Source organism: Lelliottia sp. WB101 (assembly GCF_003051885.1).
GTDB classification, from domain to species: Bacteria; Pseudomonadota; Gammaproteobacteria; order Enterobacterales; family Enterobacteriaceae; genus Enterobacter; species Enterobacter nimipressuralis.
In genome coordinates, this window is record NZ_CP028520.1 from 4,467,378 (window position 1) to 4,485,331 (window position 17,954).

Annotated in this window: 16 protein-coding genes and 1 pseudogene; 13 read left to right on the forward strand and 4 right to left on the reverse strand. The window is 53.2% G+C overall.

The window, feature by feature from the left end:
* Positions 1-104 precede the first annotated feature (104 nt).
* The 3 genes and pseudogenes from clpP to bolA all read right to left on the reverse strand — a co-directional run.
* A complete protein-coding gene (clpP, locus tag DAI21_RS21640; RefSeq protein ID WP_003021624.1) occupies positions 105-728 on the reverse strand; it encodes an ATP-dependent Clp endopeptidase proteolytic subunit ClpP in 624 nt (207 codons plus the stop codon).
* A 260-nt stretch (positions 729-988) separates the two neighbouring features.
* A complete protein-coding gene (gene tig / locus DAI21_RS21645; RefSeq protein WP_100777404.1) occupies positions 989-2,287 on the reverse strand; it encodes a trigger factor in 1,299 nt (432 codons plus the stop codon).
* A gap of 350 nt (positions 2,288-2,637) precedes the next feature.
* Positions 2,638-2,937, reverse strand: a pseudogene (gene bolA, locus DAI21_RS21650) (transcriptional regulator BolA); the annotation flags it as partial.
* 305 nt (positions 2,938-3,242) lie between these two features.
* Here bolA and DAI21_RS21655 point away from each other — a divergent pair.
* From DAI21_RS21655 to DAI21_RS21690, 8 genes are all read left to right on the forward strand, one after another.
* On the forward strand, positions 3,243-3,821 hold the full coding sequence (locus tag DAI21_RS21655; protein ID WP_100777406.1) for a lipoprotein: 579 nt from the start codon (positions 3,243-3,245) through the stop codon (positions 3,819-3,821).
* A gap of 46 nt (positions 3,822-3,867) precedes the next feature.
* On the forward strand, positions 3,868-5,343 hold the full coding sequence (gene ampG / locus DAI21_RS21660) for a muropeptide MFS transporter AmpG (RefSeq protein ID WP_102104295.1): 1,476 nt from the start codon (positions 3,868-3,870) through the stop codon (positions 5,341-5,343).
* A gap of 479 nt (positions 5,344-5,822) precedes the next feature.
* Positions 5,823-6,770: a cytochrome o ubiquinol oxidase subunit II gene (gene cyoA, locus DAI21_RS21665; protein WP_100777408.1), complete on the forward strand. Its 948-nt coding sequence runs from the start codon at positions 5,823-5,825 to the stop codon at positions 6,768-6,770.
* A 16-nt stretch (positions 6,771-6,786) separates the two neighbouring features.
* Positions 6,787-8,778 carry a cytochrome o ubiquinol oxidase subunit I gene (gene cyoB / locus DAI21_RS21670; RefSeq protein WP_100777409.1) on the forward strand — a complete coding sequence of 664 codons (1,992 nt, stop codon included), beginning with the start codon at positions 6,787-6,789 and terminating at the stop codon, positions 8,776-8,778.
* Complete coding sequence (locus DAI21_RS21675; RefSeq protein WP_095280996.1) at positions 8,768-9,382, forward strand: cytochrome o ubiquinol oxidase subunit III; 615 nt, start codon at positions 8,768-8,770, stop codon at positions 9,380-9,382. The genes cyoB and DAI21_RS21675 overlap by 11 nt, the downstream gene beginning before the upstream one ends.
* Positions 9,382-9,708 (forward strand): cytochrome o ubiquinol oxidase subunit IV, encoded by a 327-nt coding sequence (locus tag DAI21_RS21680; protein ID WP_100777410.1) that lies wholly within the window; start codon positions 9,382-9,384, stop codon positions 9,706-9,708. The genes DAI21_RS21675 and DAI21_RS21680 overlap by 1 nt, the downstream gene beginning before the upstream one ends.
* An 11-nt stretch (positions 9,709-9,719) precedes the next feature.
* Complete coding sequence (cyoE, locus tag DAI21_RS21685; RefSeq protein ID WP_100777411.1) at positions 9,720-10,607, forward strand: heme o synthase; 888 nt, start codon at positions 9,720-9,722, stop codon at positions 10,605-10,607.
* Between the two features lie 211 nt (positions 10,608-10,818).
* On the forward strand, positions 10,819-12,180 hold the full coding sequence (locus DAI21_RS21690; protein ID WP_107704149.1) for an MFS transporter: 1,362 nt from the start codon (positions 10,819-10,821) through the stop codon (positions 12,178-12,180).
* Between the two features lie 32 nt (positions 12,181-12,212).
* Here DAI21_RS21690 and DAI21_RS21695 read toward each other — a convergent pair whose 3' ends face one another.
* The gene (locus DAI21_RS21695; protein WP_095280993.1) at positions 12,213-12,704 is read right to left on the reverse strand and encodes a YajQ family cyclic di-GMP-binding protein; all 492 of its coding nucleotides are present in this window, start codon (positions 12,702-12,704) and stop codon (positions 12,213-12,215) included.
* 127 nt (positions 12,705-12,831) lie between these two features.
* On the opposite strand from DAI21_RS21695, the gene panE reads away from it, so the two are divergent.
* From panE to DAI21_RS21720, 5 genes are all read left to right on the forward strand, one after another.
* On the forward strand, positions 12,832-13,743 hold the full coding sequence (gene panE, locus DAI21_RS21700) for a 2-dehydropantoate 2-reductase (protein ID WP_100777413.1): 912 nt from the start codon (positions 12,832-12,834) through the stop codon (positions 13,741-13,743).
* Positions 13,706-14,299, forward strand: a complete 594-nt coding sequence (yajL, locus tag DAI21_RS21705; RefSeq protein WP_107704150.1) for a protein deglycase YajL — start codon at positions 13,706-13,708, stop codon at positions 14,297-14,299. Before panE ends, yajL begins: the two co-directional genes overlap by 38 nt.
* Before the next feature lie 312 nt (positions 14,300-14,611).
* Positions 14,612-15,880 (forward strand): PTS sugar transporter subunit IIC, encoded by a 1,269-nt coding sequence (locus tag DAI21_RS21710; protein WP_102104298.1) that lies wholly within the window; start codon positions 14,612-14,614, stop codon positions 15,878-15,880.
* A 12-nt stretch (positions 15,881-15,892) separates the two neighbouring features.
* Entirely contained in the window at positions 15,893-17,206 is a 1,314-nt protein-coding gene (locus DAI21_RS21715) for a 6-phospho-beta-glucosidase (RefSeq protein WP_107704151.1), read from the forward strand.
* Positions 17,207-17,215: 9 nt separating this feature from the next.
* Positions 17,216-17,938, forward strand: a complete 723-nt coding sequence (locus DAI21_RS21720; RefSeq protein WP_107704152.1) for a glucosamine-6-phosphate deaminase — start codon at positions 17,216-17,218, stop codon at positions 17,936-17,938.
* Positions 17,939-17,954 lie beyond the last annotated feature (16 nt).

Here is a 17,954-nt window from a genome sequence, read left to right on the forward strand (position 1 = left end):
TCTTTGTGCCGCACATGACGACGCAAATGCCATTCTCAGACGCAAGTTACTGTGAAGCAAAATGCCGCCTACCTTAGTATAGCGGCACACTCGCGCCGTGGGCATCAATTACGATGGGTCAAAATGGAGTCGACTAAGCCGTACTCAACTGCCTCTGATGCGGAGAGGAAGCGATCGCGCTCGGTATCACGCTCGATCTGCTCAAGTGATTGACCCGTGTGGTGCGCCATAAGTTCATTCATGCGCCCTTTCACTTTCAGAATTTCACGCGCATGAATTTCAATGTCTGTCGCCTGTCCCTGGTATCCGCCCAGCGGCTGGTGAATCATCACGCGGGAATTTGGCAGACAGAAACGTTTGCCTTTTGCCCCTGCGGTCAGCAGGAACGCACCCATCGATGCCGCCTGCCCCATACAAATGGTGCTGACGTCAGGCTTGATGAACTGCATGGTGTCATAAATGGACATCCCGGCAGTGATCACGCCGCCAGGGGAGTTAATATACAGGTAAATGTCTTTTTCCGGGTTTTCCGCTTCCAGGAACAGCATCTGCGCCACGATCAGGTTCGCCATATGGTCTTCCACCTGGCCGGTCAGAAAGATAACGCGTTCCTTGAGCAGACGGGAATAGATATCAAAAGAACGTTCACCGCGAGAGGTCTGTTCAATAACCATTGGCACCAGAGCCATATGGGGTGCAAAGTTATCTCGTTCGCCACTGTATGACATTTCCGTCTCCTGGATAAAAATTGGAAAATACCTGCTGTACTGATTGTAACCTTATGGACGGATTATCAGCCAGTCTCATTCATCGTGATTACACACTTATGGGGACGGCATCGCCATATTTCAAGCATAACAATCTTTTGGTGTAACGCTAACACTGAAAGGGCGTTTTAGCACTCTTCCTGGGCTATTACTGCGATAAAAAAAACCCGTTACCAAATGGCAACGGGTTTTTGTTCAAACTTTAAACCGTTGGGGCAGAATTACGCCTGCTGGTTCATCAGTTCGTTGAAAGAAGTGGCTTTTTCAGTCACTTTTGCTTTAGCCAGAACCGCTTCAACAGCCTGCTCTTCCAGGGCTACGTTGCGCATGTTGTCCATCAGCTCTTTGTTGCTGCCGTAGAACTCAACCACTTCACGCGGATCTTCGTAAGCAGAAGCCATCTCTTCGATCAGGCCTTTCACGCGATCTTCGTCAGCTTTCAGCTCGTGGGTACGAATCACTTCGCCCAGCAGCAGACCGACTACAACGCGGCGTTTAGCCTGCTCTTCGAACAGTTCGCGAGGCAGTTCCAGCGCTTGCTGCTGGTTGCCACCGAAGCGCTGTGCAGCCTGGCGACGCAGAACGTCGATTTCGCTGTCAATCAGTGCTGCAGGAACGTCGATTTCATTCGCTTTCACCAGACCTTCGATAGCCTGAGATTTCACACGGTTACGCACGGCGCCGTTCAGCTCGCGCTCCATGTTTTTACGCACTTCTGCGCGCAGACCGGCTACGGAGCCATCTTCAACGCCGAAACGTTTGATGAACTCTTCAGTCAGTTCTGGCAGTTCGCGCTCTTCAACTTTCTTCAGGTTGATAACGAACTTCGCTGCTTTACCTTTCAGGTTTTCAGCGTGGTATTCTTCCGGGAAGGTCACGTCGATGGTGAACTCTTCGCCCGCTTTGTGGCCTTTGATACCGTCTTCGAAGCCTGGGATCATACGACCCTGGCCCATCGCCAGTACGAAGTCAGTCGCTTTGCCGCCTTCGAACTCTTCGCCGTCTACAGAGCCGGAGAAGTCGATGGTGACACGGTCTTCTGCTTCAACAGCGCCGTCTTTGTCTTTCCAGTTCGCCTGCTGCTTACGCAGAGTATCCAGCATGCCGTCAACGTCGGTGTCGGTCACTTCAACGATTGGTTTTTCAACTTCGATGGTGTCCAGACCCTTCAGCTCAACTTCTGGGTAAACTTCGAACTCTACGGAGTAGGTGAAGTCTTCGCCCAGTTTGTATTCGCCCGGAACGTAGTTCGGTGCGCCGGCTGGATTGATTTTTTCTTTGATGATGGCATCAATGAAGTTGCGGCTCATCAGGTCACCCAGCACGTCCTGGCGAACAGAAGCGCCATAACGCTGAGCAACGACATTCATCGGTACTTTACCCTTACGGAAGCCGTCAATACGTACTTTTTTTGCTACGTTGACCAGCTCGCTTTTCACAGCAGTTTCGATGCTGTCAGCAGCGATAGTAATCGTTACACGGCGGCCAAGGCCTTGAGTGGTTTCAACTGAAACTTGCATCTTGTTACCTCAAAAAAATCACAGTGCTCGGTCAACTCTGAATTTGTCTCGCAATACCGGGATGCTCACTATTTAGCAGATTCACATTCCCTGTCGCCAGAATCATCCCGAAGACATTCATTAAGACGCGGCATTATAGCGGCATCACTTGGGTGAGTCGAGAACGGTTGGGGCATCTAGCTGCGGCTTTTTTCACAATTTAAGGCTATTTTTGGCCTAAAATTCGCCCCACACGTTCAAAACGCAGACAAAACAAAACGGCCCGCAGGCCGTCTTGACATCATTCTGTATGCAACATACTGGAAAAACTCCAGCGGTTGCAACCCGGATCGATTACGCGATGCTTCCCGCCCCCGACAAGGTGGTGAGGCGAAGATCGTATCCTGCAACCCTTCCCACTCCTTAATGGTGTAGGTATGAAGGGCCAGCGCATGCACTGTGGAGGAGAGTTCTTCCGTCAACGTTCCGTAGATCATACGGTGACGATTAAGGAAGCGTTCCCCTACGAAGCGGTCGCTAACCAGTACAACTTTGAAATGGCTTTCAGAACCGGCCGGCACGTTATGACGGTAGCTCTCATCGACAACTTCGAGGAACACGGGATTAAACGCTGTCCTTAGTTTTTCTTCGATCTGTTCACGTATCATCATGATATTACTCCTCTGACAACGCTGAGATGTCACCCATCCCTTTAAATGTTAGCCGCTTTTACCGCTTCCATTACATCAAGACAACAAATATTTAGCTTTCGTCTGATTTCCTCATTCAAATGGATGAAGTTCACTGTCTCCCTCATACGTTTTGTCCCTGGTGCAGTAAAGAAAATGTCAGTGGTGGTCAGATTTCAGACAAGACGATGAATTTACATGCGTTGACCACTTCCCCTTGCCGTTAGCGATGTTATGATGGCGGCAATTTTTCTCTGTATATGCTAACGATCCGTTGAGAACCTGAAATGTTAAAAAAACTCTTCTTTCCGCTGGTAGCTCTCTTCATGCTGGCTGGTTGCGCCACTCCGCCGACCACCATTGACGTTTCGCCAAAAATTACCCTGCCACAGCAGGACCCGAGCCTGATGGGCGTCACCGTGAGTATCAACGGTGCCGATCAGCGTCAGGATCAAGCGCTGGCAAAAGTGACTCGCGACAACCAACAGGTAACGCTGACCGCTTCCCGCGACCTGCGCTTCCTGCTGCAGGAAGTGCTCGAAAAACAGATGACCGCTCGCGGTTACATGGTTGGCCCAAGCGGTGCCGTTGATCTGCAGATCATTGTCAACAATCTGTATGCCGACGTTTCTCAGGGCAACGTGCGTTACAATATCTCCACCAAAGCGGATATCGCCATCATCGCCACCGCGAAGAACGGCAACAAGATGAACAAAAACTATCGTGCAAGCTACTCGGTTGAAGGTGCCTTCCAGGCCTCCAACCAGAACATTGCTAACGCAGTGAATAGCGTGCTGACGGATACCATCGCCGATATGGCGCAGGACACCAGCATTCACGAATTCATCAAGCAGAACGCGCGTTAATCCCGCACACTGACCCGGCGCTTCGCCGGGTCAGTCATATAGAAACATGTCCAGTCATTACTTGCGCATTTTCCAGCAGCCAAAATCAGCGATATTGCTGATCCTTGGTTTCGCCTCCGGTTTACCTCTCGCCCTCACCTCCGGCACGCTTCAGGCCTGGATGACGGTCGAGAATATCGATCTCAAAACCATTGGTTTCTTCTCCCTTGTCGGCCAGGCCTATGTCTTTAAGTTTTTATGGTCGCCGGTGATGGACCGCTATACCCCGCCATTCCTCGGCAGACGCCGTGGCTGGCTGGTGATGACTCAGATTCTGCTGTTGCTGGCGATCGCCGCAATGGGGTTCCTGGAGCCGTCAACACAATTACGCTGGATGGCCGCCCTGGCGGTGGTGATCGCCTTCTGTTCAGCCTCGCAGGATATCGTTTTTGATGCCTGGAAAACGGATGTACTACCGGCAGAAGAGCGCGGGACCGGCGCGGCGATTAGCGTTCTGGGCTACCGCCTGGGGATGCTGGTGTCCGGCGGGTTAGCCCTGTGGCTGGCCGACCGCTATCTCGGCTGGCAGGGGATGTACTGGCTGATGGCCGCCCTGCTTATCCCGTGCATTATTGCGACCTTTTTCGCCCCTGAACCGAGCGATGTTATCCCGGTTCCCCGTACGCTCGAACAGGCCGTCGCCGAACCGCTGCGGGACTTCTTCGGGCGCAACAACGCCTGGCTGATTTTACTGCTGATTGTCCTTTATAAGCTCGGCGATGCGTTCGCCATGAGCCTGACCACCACGTTCCTGATTCGCGGTGTAGGGTTTGATGCAGGTGAAGTCGGGGTGGTGAATAAAACGCTGGGGCTGTTTGCAACCATTTTAGGCGCGCTGTATGGCGGCGTGTTGATGCAGCGTCTGTCGCTGTTCCGCGCCCTGCTGATTTTCGGCATTTTGCAGGGCGTCTCCAACGCCGGTTACTGGCTGCTCTCTATTACCGATAAACAGATGTTCAGCATGGCTGCCGCCGTGTTCTTTGAAAACCTGTGCGGCGGGATGGGGACAGCGGCATTTGTCGCCCTGTTAATGACGCTCTGCAATAAGTCGTTTTCCGCGACACAGTTTGCGCTGCTCTCAGCCCTATCCGCTGTCGGCCGTGTGTATGTCGGGCCGATTGCAGGCTGGTTTGTCGAAGCGCACGGCTGGCCGACATTTTATCTGTTCTCCGTTTTTGCTGCGGTCCCAGGAATATTATTGCTGCTCGTCTGCCGACAGACGCTGGAATATACCCAGAAGACGGATCACTTTATGCCGCGCACGGAATATCAGGGTGCTTATCGCTTTGCCCTGCGGCTGTTGCTGGTCGGCTGTGTGATGCTGGCGCTGTGGCTGATCCTGTTGATTATCAACGCCTCCACGGCGCTTGAACTGCCGTTTGAAGCGATCCTGCTGGACGTCGGCGGGTTACTTGCTGTCATCGGGATTGTCACCGGGGGTCTTCTCGATTTCATGGCACTGCGTAAAACGCGGCTGACCTGAAGCTAAAACCGAAAGGTTATTTACCGTGGTAATAACGACACGAAATTATAACGGAGAAATAACCGACCTCGGCTAGAAAAAATATTTGTTGTTTTGTGCTGGATAGGTTCCGGAAATTATTGGAACCTCCCCTGCTTCGCTATTTTTCGTTAAACGATTCAGCTTCTGGCAGATTAAATTTTCGTATTTCAATTGTCTTTTAATTGATGCTTTTTTGTTAATTTATTGTTTATTTTTAACAATGGTTATACCAATTGCCCCGTTTGCGGTATCCTTGTAAGCCCTTTCGTTATAACTCCCGTACCATCGGGCTTTTGTCTTAAAAATAGACATAATTTGCAACACATGTGACACGTGCGGCAGAACCCGGTAACACCTTCCTGACACAGGGCTAATGATGTTTACAGTAATGTAACCTTCCCGTAAAATGCCCCCACACTTTAAACGCCACCAGGTCCCCGTGGAATTGAGGTCGTTAAATGACACTTAGGAAATACAATAAAAGTTTGGGATGGTTGTCGTTATTTGCAGGCACTGTTTTACTCAGTGGCTGTGATTCTGCGCTTCTCGACCCCAAAGGACAGATTGGACTGGAACAACGTTCACTGATTCTGACGGCCTTCGGCCTGATGATGATTGTCGTTATTCCTGCCATTTTGATGGCAGTTGGTTTCGCCTGGAAGTACCGTGCGAGCAATAAAGATGCGAAGTATAGCCCTAACTGGTCACACTCCAATAAAGTGGAAGCTGTGGTCTGGACGGTGCCTATCCTGATCATCCTGTTCCTTGCCGTGCTGACATGGAAAACCACTCACGCGCTTGAGCCGAGCAAACCGCTGGTTCACGATGAAAAACCGATTACCATTGAAGTGGTCTCCATGGACTGGAAATGGTTCTTCATTTATCCGGAGCAGGGCATTGCTACCGTGAATGAAATCGCCTTCCCGGCGAACACTCCGGTGCAGTTCAAAGTCACTTCTAACTCCGTGATGAACTCCTTCTTTATTCCGCGTCTGGGCAGCCAGATCTACGCGATGGCCGGTATGCAGACAAACCTGCACCTGATCGCGAATGAAGCAGGCACCTACGACGGTATCTCCGCCAGCTATAGTGGCCCGGGCTTCTCAGGTATGAAGTTCAAAGCTATCGCGACGCCGGACCGTGCCGCTTTCGACCAGTGGGTCGCTAAAGCGAAACAGTCTACTAACACCATGTCTGACATGGCGGCATTCGAGAAAGTGGCAACACCTAGCGAATACAACAAGGTGGAGTACTTCTCTAACGTGAAACCTGATTTGTTTAAAGACGTTGTGAACAAATTTATGGACCACGGGAAGAGCATGAACATGACTCAGCCAGAAGGTGAGCACAGCTCGCACGAAGGTATGGAAGGCATGGACATGAGCCACGCGGAAACCTCTCACTAAGGGGCCGAGGAAGAAAATGTTCGGAAAATTGACACTGGATGCAGTGCCGTACCATGAACCGATTATCGTGGTTACGATTGCTGCAATTATCATTGGTGGCGCGGCCTTACTGGGCCTGATCACTTACTTCGGTAAGTGGAGCTACCTGTGGAATGAGTGGCTGACTTCGGTTGACCACAAAAAACTCGGTATCATGTACTGCATCGTCGGTATCGTCATGTTAATTCGTGGCTTTGCCGATGCAATCATGATGCGTAGCCAGCAGGCACTTGCTTCGGCAGGTGAGGCCGGCTTCCTGCCACCGCACCACTACGACCAGATCTTTACCGCGCACGGCGTGATTATGATCTTCTTCGTGGCGATGCCGCTGGTTATTGGTCTGATGAACGTGGTTGTGCCGCTGCAAATCGGCGCGCGCGACGTAGCGTTCCCGTTCCTGAACAACCTGAGCTTCTGGTTCACGGTTGTCGGCGTTATCCTGGTTAACCTGTCACTGGGTGTGGGCGAATTCGCACAGACCGGCTGGCTGGCTTACCCTCCGCTTTCGGGAATTGAATACAGTCCAGGCGTAGGCGTCGATTACTGGATTTGGGCGATTCAGCTCTCCGGTATCGGTACGACCCTGACCGGTATTAACTTCTTCGTGACCATTATCAAGATGCGTGCCCCTGGCATGACCATGTTCAAGATGCCGGTATTTACCTGGGCATCTCTGTGCGCCAACATCCTGATTATTGCCTCCTTCCCAATTCTGACGGTTACCGTCGCGTTGCTGACCCTGGATCGTTATCTGGGCACCCATTTCTTCACGAATGATATGGGCGGCAACATGATGATGTACATCAACCTGATTTGGGCATGGGGTCACCCTGAAGTGTACATCCTGGTTCTGCCGGTCTTCGGTGTGTTCTCCGAAATCGCCGCGACCTTCTCGCGTAAACGCCTGTTTGGTTATACCTCACTTGTGTGGGCAACCGTGTGTATTACCGTCCTGTCGTTCATCGTTTGGCTGCACCACTTCTTCACCATGGGTGCGGGCGCGAACGTAAACGCCTTCTTCGGTATTACCACCATGATTATCGCCATCCCGACCGGGGTGAAGATCTTCAACTGGCTGTTCACCATGTATCAGGGCCGTATCGTGTTCCACTCAGCAATGCTGTGGACCATCGGCTTCATCGTCACCTTCTCTGTAGGTGGGATGACCGGCGTACTGCTGGCGGTACCAGGTGCTGACTTCGTTCTGCACAACAGTCTGTTCCTGATTGCGCACTTCCATAACGTTATCATCGGCGGCGTCGTCTTCGGCTGCTTCGCTGGCGTAACTTACTGGTGGCCTAAAGCGTTTGGCTTCACGCTGAACGAAACCTGGGGCAAACGTGCGTTCTGGCTCTGGATCGTTGGTTTCTTCGTGGCCTTCATGCCGCTGTACGTGCTCGGCTTCATGGGTATGACCCGTCGCCTGAGCCAGCAGATTGATCCACAGTTCCACCCAATGCTGGTTGTTGCAGCCTGTGGTGCGGTACTGATTGCAATGGGTATCGCATGCCAGCTGATTCAGTTCTACGTCTCTATTCGCGACCGCGAGCAGAACCGTGACCTGACCGGTGACCCATGGGGTGGCCGTACGCTGGAGTGGGCAACCTCTTCCCCGCCACCGTTCTATAACTTTGCCATTGTGCCGCAGATCCATGAGCGCGACGCATTCTGGGAAATGAAAGAGAAAGGCGAAGCGTACAAGCAACCTGAGCATTACGAAGAGATCCACATGCCGAAAAACAGCGGTGCGGGCATTGTGATTGCCGCCTTCGCAACGGTATTTGGCTTCGCCATGATCTGGCACATCTGGTGGCTGGCGATCGCGAGCTTCGCTGGCGTGATCATTAGCTGGATTGTGAAGAGCTTTGACGAGGACGTGGACTACTACGTACCAGTCCGTGAAGTCGAAAAACTGGAAAACCAGCATTTCGATGAGATTTCTAAAGCGGGGCTGAAAAATGGCAACTGATACTTTGGCGCACCCAACTGCCCATGCGCATGACCACGCGCACCACGATACAGGGCCGATGAAAGTCTTCGGCTTCTGGATCTACCTGATGAGCGACTGCATTCTGTTCTGCTGTCTGTTCGCAACCTATGCCGTTCTGGTGAACGGCACAGCGGGCGGCCCGACTGGCAAGGACATTTTCGAGCTGCCGTTCGTTCTGGTTGAAACCGCTCTGCTGCTGTTCAGCTCCATCACCTACGGCATGGCGGCGATCGCCATGTACAAAAACAACAAGAGCCAGGTTGTCTCCTGGCTGGCGTTGACCTGGTTGTTTGGTGCTGGATTTATCGGGATGGAGCTCTATGAATTCCATCACCTGATTGCTGAAGGCATGGGCCCGGATCGCAGTGGCTTCCTGTCAGCGTTCTTCGCACTGGTAGGGACCCACGGTCTGCACGTAACATCTGGTCTGATCTGGATGGCGGTGCTGATGTTCCAGGTTTATCGTCGCGGCCTGACCAATACTAACCGCACCCGTATCATGTGCCTGAGTCTGTTCTGGCACTTCCTGGACGTGGTGTGGATCTGCGTGTTCTCGGTTGTCTATCTGATGGGGGCGATGTAATGAGTCATACTAACGATCATGGCGCTTCCCACGGTAGCGTGAAAACCTATATGACAGGTTTCATCCTGTCGATCATCCTGACGGCGCTCCCGTTCTGGATGGTGATGAGCGGAACGGCTTCTCACACGGTGATTCTGGGCACTGTCCTGATCTCCGCTGTGGTGCAAATTCTGGTGCATCTGGTTTGCTTCCTGCACATGAACACCAAATCCGATGAGGGCTGGAACATGACGGCCTTCATCTTTACCGTGATTATCATCGCTATCCTGGTAGTCGGTTCCATCTGGATTATGTGGAACCTGAACTACAACATGATGGTTCACTAAGAGCGGCGAGTATGTTTAAGCAATACCTGCAAGTAACGAAACCAGGCATCATCTTTGGCAACCTGATCTCCGTGATCGGAGGGTTCCTGTTGGCCTCTAAGGGCAGCATTGACTACACCCTCTTCGCATCCACGTTGATTGGCGTGTCACTGGTGGTTGCGTCCGGTTGTGTATTTAACAACTACATCGACATGGATATCGACAGGAAGATGGAAAGGACCAAGAATCGGGTGCTTGTCAAAGGCCTGATATCTCCTGCCGTCTCGCTGGTGTACGCCACCTTGCTGGGCTTTGCTGGCTTTATGCTGCTGTGGTTTGGTGCCAACCCTCTGGCCTGCTGGCTGGGGGTGATGGGTTTCGTGGTGTATGTGGGCGTCTACAGCCTGTATATGAAACGTCACTCCGTCTACGGTACGCTGATTGGTTCTCTCTCCGGCGCTGCGCCGCCGGTGATTGGCTACTGCGCCGTCACGAACGAGTTCGACAGCGGTGCGCTGATTCTGCTGGCTATCTTTAGCCTGTGGCAGATGCCGCACTCCTACGCCATTGCGATTTTCCGCTTCAAGGATTATCAGGCAGCGAACATCCCGGTTCTGCCGGTCGTGAAAGGTATTTCAGTCGCCAAGAATCACATCACGCTGTACATCATCGCCTTCGCTGTGGCGACGCTGATGCTCTCTCTCGGAGGCTACGCTGGATACAAATATCTGGTGGTGGCTGCTGCGGTGAGCGTCTGGTGGCTCGGTATGGCGCTGCGCGGGTACAAAGTGGAAGACGATAAAGTGTGGGCACGTAAGCTGTTTGTGTTCTCGATTGTCGCTATCACCTCCCTGTCCGTGATGATGTCCGTCGACTTTATGGTGCCTGATTCACACAATCTGCTGACTTACGTCTGGTAAGCACGCTGATATGAACAAGCCGGGTGATGATAACCCGGCTTTTTTTTGCCCTGTCGCGCTCCGCTTGCACAGGCCTGCGTAACCGTCAGGCCGGGTAAAATGAAGCCGCCACCGGCAATGTTTAGCCCCCGTAATATCTCTTAAACAAACACCTATTTACCGCACTTAACACCCCGCCTACACTAGTGCCTGCTTTTGAACAGAGGTGGTAATGAACGATTATAAAATGACACCAGGCGAACTGCGCGCAACCTGGGGTTTAGGGACTGTTTTCTCGCTGCGCATGCTTGGCATGTTTATGGTCCTGCCTGTTCTGACTACCTATGGTATGGCACTTCAGGGCGCCAGCGAGGCGTTAATTGGTCTGGCAATTGGCATCTACGGCCTGGCCCAGGCGATATTTCAGATCCCCTTCGGGCTGCTTTCCGATCGCGTGGGCCGTAAGCCACTGATTGTCGGCGGCCTGCTGATCTTTGTCCTCGGCAGCATTATTGCCGCGCTGTCACACTCCATTTGGGGCATTATTCTTGGCCGTGCGCTGCAAGGCTCAGGGGCGATTGCCGCCGCCGTAATGGCGCTGCTCTCGGATTTAACCCGCGAACAGAACCGAACCAAAGCGATGGCGTTTATTGGCGTCAGCTTTGGCGTCACCTTTGCTATTGCCATGGTGCTTGGCCCGATCATTACCCATAAGCTGGGCCTGAATGCCCTCTTCTGGATGATTGCCGTGCTGGCGACGATTGGCATTGCGCTAACGATTTGGGTGGTGCCGGACAGTAAAAATCACGTTCTGAACCGTGAATCGGGCATGGTGAAAGGCTGCTTCAGTAAAGTCATCGTTGAACCACGTTTGCTGAAGCTCAACTTCGGCATCATGTGTCTGCACATCCTGTTGATGTCCACCTTCGTGGCCCTCCCCGGCCAACTGGCGGCAGCCGGATTCCCGGCGGTGGAGCACTGGAAGATTTATCTGGTCACGATGCTGATCTCCTTCGTTTCCGTGGTGCCGTTTATCATCTACGCCGAAGTAAAACGCCGCATGAAGCGCGTTTTCCTGGGCTGTGTGGCGCTGTTATTAATCGCAGAAATTGTGCTGTGGGGATCCGGCCCGCACTTCTGGGAGCTGGTGCTGGGCGTGCAGCTGTTCTTCCTCGCCTTTAACCTGATGGAAGCCCTGCTCCCATCGTTAATCAGCAAAGAATCCCCAGCCGGATACAAAGGTACGGCGATGGGCATTTACTCCACCAGCCAGTTTTTGGGCGTCGCCATCGGCGGTTCGTTCGGCGGCTGGGTAGACGGATTATTTGATTCGCAGACCGTGTTTCTTGCCGGCGCGCTGCTGGCGATGGTCTGGCTGCTGGTTGCCAGCACCATGAAAGAGCCGCGCTACGTAAGCAGCCTGCGGGTGGAAATCCCGGACGGTGTGGAGATAAGCGACGCGCTGAAACAGCGGCTGGAAACAACAGAAGGGGTCAGCGAAGTGCTGATCGTCCCAGAAGAGCGTAGTGCTTACGTCAAAATCGACAGTAAAGTCACCAATCGCTTCGAAGTGGAACAGGCTATCAAAGCCTGAAAAAATGCCCGGCTTGCCGGGCATTTTCGTTTTTAATCGCGGAAGTTCTTAAACTGGAACGGCTGTCCCAGGTCGCCGCCGCGCACCAGCGCCATAACGGCCTGCAGATCGTCGCGCGCTTTACCGGTGACACGAATCTCTTCGCCCTGAATTTGCGCCTGCACTTTCAGCTTACTGTCTTTGATGAGCTTAACGATTTTCTTCTGCATCGCGCTCTCAATACCCTGCTTAAGTTTGGCTTCAACAAACCAGGTTTTGCCGCTGTGCACGAACTCTTCCGGCACATCCAGAGACGTCCCTTCAATGCCGCGTTTTAACAGCTTGGCACGCAGAATATCCAGTAACTGATTGACCTGGAAATCGGACTCGCTCAGCACCTTGATGGTCTTATTCGCGTCGTTCAGCTCAAAACTCGCCTCTACACCACGAAAATCGAAACGTGACTCAACTTCACGGCTGGCGTTATCCACACCGTTGCGGACTTCCTGGATATCAACTTCTGAAACAATATCGAAAGATGGCATCTTTTCTTCTCCCTTTACTTTTGTTGCGTTGCATAATACCCGCAACGAGGCATAACTCAACAGAAGCTTAGCTGACGGCGCTATACTTAACCGACACGCCTGGCGCAGTTGCAGGTGAGGAGGAACAATGAAAATTACCGTGCTCGGATGCGGAGCCCTGGGCCAGCTTTGGCTCACCGCATTGTGCAAACATGGACACGAGGTACAAGGCTGGCTACGCGTCCCCCAGCCGTATTGCAGTGTAAACCTGATCGATGAAGATGGAAGTATCTTTAACGAATCGCTCACCGCCAACGATCCTGATTTCCTGGCGCAAAGCGACCTGCTGCTGGTTACCCTTAAGGCCTGGCAGGTCTCGGATGCCGTCAGAGCGCTGGCGAACACCCTGCCCCGCACCACTCCCATTCTTCTGGTGCATAACGGCATGGGCACCCTCGAAGAGCTCAACAGCATCCCACAACCGCTGCTGATGGCGATCACCACCCATGCGGCCCGTCGCGACGGTAATATCATCGTCCACGTGGCAAGCGGCGTCACCCATATGGGACCGGCGCGCGAGCAGGATGGCGATTACAGCTATCTCGCCGACGTGCTGCAACATGTGCTGCCCGACGTGGCCTGGCACAATAACATTCGCCCACAGCTGTGGCGCAAACTGGCGGTCAACTGCGTGATCAACCCGCTGACGGCACTTCTGGACTGCCCGAACGGTGAACTGAAAAACCATCCGCAGGAAGTGGCGGCCCTGTGCGCTGAAGTCGCGGCCGTGATTGAGCGTGAGGGCATCCACACCTCAGAAGACGATATCCGTTATTACGTCGAGCAGATTATCGACAGCACTGCTGAAAATATCTCATCGATGCTGCAGGATGTGCGCGCACAGCGGCACACAGAAATCGACTACATCACCGGCTATCTGCTCAAACGAGCCCGCGCACATGGTATCAACGTGCCGGAAAATATCCGTCTGTATGACCTGGTTAAACGTAAGGAGAGTGAGTATGAGCGCGTCGGCACTGGTATGCCTCGCCCCTGGTAGCGAAGAGACAGAAGCAGTCACGACCATTGATTTGCTGGTTCGCGGCGGGATAAACGTCACCACCGCCAGCGTCGCCAGCGATGGCAATCTGACTATCGTCTGCTCGCGCGGCGTGAAGCTGCTGGCCGATGCACCGCTGGTCGAGGTGGCGGACGGCGATTTCGATGTGATTGTTCTGCCCGGCGGCCTGAAAGGAGCGGAGTGTTTTCGTGACAGCCCCCTTTTGGTCGAAACCGTGCGCCAGTTTCATCTCTCCGGGCGAATTGTCGCCACCCTTTGCGCTGCGGCAGCCACCGTACTGGTTCCCCATGACCTCTTCCCCATCGGCAATATGACCGGCTTCCCGGCGCTGAAAGACCGCATCCCCGAGGGACAGTGGGTCGATAAACGGGTGGTCTGGGATCCGCGCGTCAACCTGCTGACCAGCCAGGGGCCGGGGACCTCGATTGATTTTGCACTCAAGATTATCGATCTGCTTGTTGGGCGAGAAAAAGCCTATGAGGTCGCGTCCTCGCTGGTGATGGCCGCAGGGATTTATAACTACTACGAAGCGTAAATAGACGCTGTTTTCCCCCTCAGGCTGGCCATCGCGCCGGCCTTTATTTTCTCTGCTGATAATTGCGGCGGGAATCACAATTCTTATCTTTCTTTCTGACACTGATTCTCATCACGCCCGTGCACCGTGATTAAAACTGCGTAATTTCATTGAGATATGGATTCCCCTCATCGTTCGGCCCCTGTTTGACAGCCACAGGCTTTCGTGAAAAACTCACCTCAACTGGCATATACCAGTTAAACACTTCGCCCACTAAAGCGGTCTGGAAATGAAGAATGGCGAAGAACAGAAATCTCTTCTGGAGTAAGCAATGTGATTACATTTCTTGAGAACAGAGTCATTCCTGTCCTGATTCGCGTCGGTGAAAACAAAATCCTGGTGGCGGTGCGTAACGGCATTGCCCTGACGCTCCCCTTCACCATTACCGGCAGTCTGTTTCTGATCCTCGCGAATTTACCGATTCCGGGCTGGACCGACTGGCTTGGCCCTTACGCCGAGAAGCTCAGCGCACCGGTTGCCGTGACCTTCGGCGCCATCGGGCTGATTTCAGCCATCGGCATCAGCTACAACCTGGCGAAAGAGTACAGCCTCAACGCCCTGACCTGCGCCATCATCACCATGGTGGTCTTTTTACTGGCCCAGCTTAACGATAAGTACCAGCTCAATGTCGATAACCTGGGAGCTGCCGGGCTTTTCTCCGCCATTATTCTCTCGATTCTGACGGTGCAAATTGTCCGTTTCTTTATTCATCATAACGTGGTGATTAAACTCCCCGAGGGCGTTCCCCCTGCGGTCGCCCAGTCTTTCGCAAGCCTGATCCCGGCGGCAGTGGCAATTACCTTAATCTGGTTCGTTAGGGTCATTCTTAACTTCGATATTAATAATTTCTTTACGCTTATTCTCAGCCCGCTGGTCACCGGCTTAGGATCGCTTCCCGGCATGCTGGTCTTAATCTTTTTGATCTCACTGCTCTGGTGTTGCGGTATCCATGGCGACAACGTGCTCTCCGGTATCACCGCACCAATCTTCCTGAAATACATCGCCGAAAATACCCAGGCCTATTTACACCACCAGCCTATTCCGCACATCACCGCCGACGGGTTTTATATCGTCTTTATGTGTCTCGGCGGCACCGGGGCGACGCTTGGGTTAGTCATGGCGATGATGCGCTCGCGCAGCAAGCTGTATAAATCGGTCGGCAAACTCTCTTTGCCCTCCGCAATATTTTGCATCAATGAGCCGGTGATATTTGGCTGCCCGATTGTCTTTAACCCGTTACTGATGATCCCCTTTACCTTAACCCCGATGATTCTGTGTACGTCGACTTACGCGCTGATGTATTTCGACATTATTGGCCGCCCGGTACTGCAGATCCCCTGGACTATGCCGCCTATTTTCGCGGCCTGGTTTGTCACCGGAGGCAATATTCCTGCCGTGATTTGGTCAGTCTGCACCATTGCCATTTCAGCCCTCGTCTGGCTGCCGTTTTTCAAACTTGCAGAACGCAAACAGTTAGAAACAGAAGCGGCGGAAGAACACTCGCGCCGTGAAGCTGAAAAACTCCCCGATCCCATCTTGTAAAAAGGATTCACGATGAAAAAGCTCAAAATTGTCACGATTGGTGGTGGCTCAAGCTATACGCCGGAATTGATCGATGGATTTATCAAACGCTACGACGAACTGCCGGTCACCGATTTCTACCTGCTGGACATTGAAGAAGGGAGAGAGAAGCTGGAGATCGTCGGCAAGCTCGCCCAGCGCATGGTGGCGCAAGCGGGTATTCCGATGAACATTCACCTGACGCTGGATCGGGAAACGGCTCTGAAAGATGCCGATTTCGTCACTACTCAATTGCGCGTCGGCTTCCTTGATGCGCGCATTAACGATGAGAAAATCCCGCTGAAATACGGCGTGCTCGGCCAGGAAACCACCGGGCCAGGCGGTTTTATGAAAGCCCAGCGCACCATTCCTGTGCTGCTGGATATCTGCAAAGCGATGGAAAAATGGTGTCCGAACGCGTGGCTTATCAACTTCACTAATCCGGCGGGCATTGTGACAGAAGCCATCACTCGTCACTCTGCGATTAAGACCATCGGGATCTGCAGCGGTGCAAACAGCATGATGATGGACATCGCCAAAGCCTACGACGTCCGCAAAGCGGATATCTACGCGCGCATCATCGGCCTGAACCACCTGATCTTTGCCGATAAAATTTACGTGAAAGGTGACGATTGTACCGATGATTTTATCGAAAAACTGGCCGTTGGCAGTGCCAATAATTCGCTGAAAAATATCCCGGATATCGGCTTTACCGCACGCTTTGCCCGCGCGCTGCACATGTATCCGATCTCCTATCTCAAGTATTACTTCCTGACCCGCGAAATGACGGAAACGGCTATCCGCGATTCCGCAAATAAGGGCACACGCGGTGAGCAAACGCGTGAAATCGAGCGCAAACTGTTTGAGCTGTACCAGGACCCGAACCTGAACCACAAGCCGAAAGAGCTGGAGCAGCGCGGCGGCGCGTGGTACTCCGACACGGCCTGCTCGATCATCAGCTCGATTTTCAACGACAAAAAAGAAGTGCACGTGGTCAATACAGTGAATAACGGCGCGACGCCAGATCTGCCGGATCACGTCACCCTGGAAACCAATGCCGTCATCGATAAAAACGGTGCCCATCCGCTGGCCTACGGCAGACTGCCGGTGAAAATTCGCGGGTTAATCCAGAGTGTCAAAGCCTACGAAGAGCTGACGGTCGAGGCCGCCGTCACCGGAGATTATGCCACCGCCCTGCTGGCGCTGAGCATCAACCCCATCGTGCCCTCCGCCGCCATTGCCGAGCAGATCCTCGATGAGTATCTGGAAGTGAACCACGCCTATTTGCCGCAATACACGAAACGCTAAGGAACTGCGATGAACGTTGAAATTGTTGAAGATTACCGGGCGCTCAGCGCCACTGTAGCCCAGCGCGTGATCGACACCGTCACCCGCAAACCGGATGCCCTGATCTGCATTGCCGGGGGTGATACGCCGCTGGGCGTGTTTGATGCTCTGGTTCGTGCCAGCGAAGAGGGCAACGTCGATTTTTCCCGCGCGGCGTTTGTCGGCCTCGATGAGTGGCTGGGGCTGGGAAAAGCCGATAAGGGCAGCTGTCGCGAGATGGTCTGGGGGCATTTCTTTAGCCGTCTGACGTTACGAGATGAACAAATCTGCTTCTTTGACGGCCTAACGACCGACCCTGAGCAGGAGTGCCGCCGCGTGGATCGTTTCATCGCAGGCCACGGAAGCATTGATATTATCGTGCTCGGCATCGGTATGAATGGTCATATCGGCTTTAATGAGCCAGGCGCGGCACAGGATACGGAGTGTCACGTTGTCGATCTGGATGAGGTCACCCAGTCGGTTTCCGTGAAGTATTTCGGCCAGGCGCGCGACGTGAAACAGGGAATTTCTCTGGGGATGAAAACGATTCTGGCGGCGAAGTCAGTGGTTGTGATGGCCAGCGGTGAGAAAAAGGCCGCTATCGTGGCGCAGACTCTGCGCTCAGATATCGACGCCAGTATTCCGGCGACCCTGTTAAAAGTCCATCCGCAGGTGCAAATGCTGGTAGATAAAGGCGCTGCAGCTCAGCTATAAACGCTCCGACAGGCGC

Excerpts from the sequence above, each read along its gene's own strand:
- DAI21_RS21695 (WP_095280993.1), bottom strand. The coding sequence starts at position 12,704 with ATGCCATCTTTCGATATTGTTTCAGAAGTTGATATCCAGGAAGTCCGC.
- panE (WP_100777413.1), top strand. The coding sequence starts at position 12,832 with ATGAAAATTACCGTGCTCGGATGCGGAGCCCTGGGCCAGCTTTGGCTC.
- DAI21_RS21720 (WP_107704152.1), top strand. The coding sequence starts at position 17,216 with ATGAACGTTGAAATTGTTGAAGATTACCGGGCGCTCAGCGCCACTGTA.
- DAI21_RS21715 (WP_107704151.1), top strand. The coding sequence starts at position 15,893 with ATGAAAAAGCTCAAAATTGTCACGATTGGTGGTGGCTCAAGCTATACG.
- cyoA (WP_100777408.1), top strand. The coding sequence starts at position 5,823 with ATGACACTTAGGAAATACAATAAAAGTTTGGGATGGTTGTCGTTATTT.
- clpP (WP_003021624.1), bottom strand. The coding sequence starts at position 728 with ATGTCATACAGTGGCGAACGAGATAACTTTGCACCCCATATGGCTCTG.
- DAI21_RS21680 (WP_100777410.1), top strand. The coding sequence starts at position 9,382 with ATGAGTCATACTAACGATCATGGCGCTTCCCACGGTAGCGTGAAAACC.
- ampG (WP_102104295.1), top strand. The coding sequence starts at position 3,868 with ATGTCCAGTCATTACTTGCGCATTTTCCAGCAGCCAAAATCAGCGATA.
- tig (WP_100777404.1), bottom strand. The coding sequence starts at position 2,287 with ATGCAAGTTTCAGTTGAAACCACTCAAGGCCTTGGCCGCCGTGTAACG.
- cyoB (WP_100777409.1), top strand. The coding sequence starts at position 6,787 with ATGTTCGGAAAATTGACACTGGATGCAGTGCCGTACCATGAACCGATT.
- DAI21_RS21690 (WP_107704149.1), top strand. The coding sequence starts at position 10,819 with ATGAACGATTATAAAATGACACCAGGCGAACTGCGCGCAACCTGGGGT.
- cyoE (WP_100777411.1), top strand. The coding sequence starts at position 9,720 with ATGTTTAAGCAATACCTGCAAGTAACGAAACCAGGCATCATCTTTGGC.
- DAI21_RS21675 (WP_095280996.1), top strand. The coding sequence starts at position 8,768 with ATGGCAACTGATACTTTGGCGCACCCAACTGCCCATGCGCATGACCAC.
- yajL (WP_107704150.1), top strand. The coding sequence starts at position 13,706 with ATGAGCGCGTCGGCACTGGTATGCCTCGCCCCTGGTAGCGAAGAGACA.
- DAI21_RS21655 (WP_100777406.1), top strand. The coding sequence starts at position 3,243 with ATGTTAAAAAAACTCTTCTTTCCGCTGGTAGCTCTCTTCATGCTGGCT.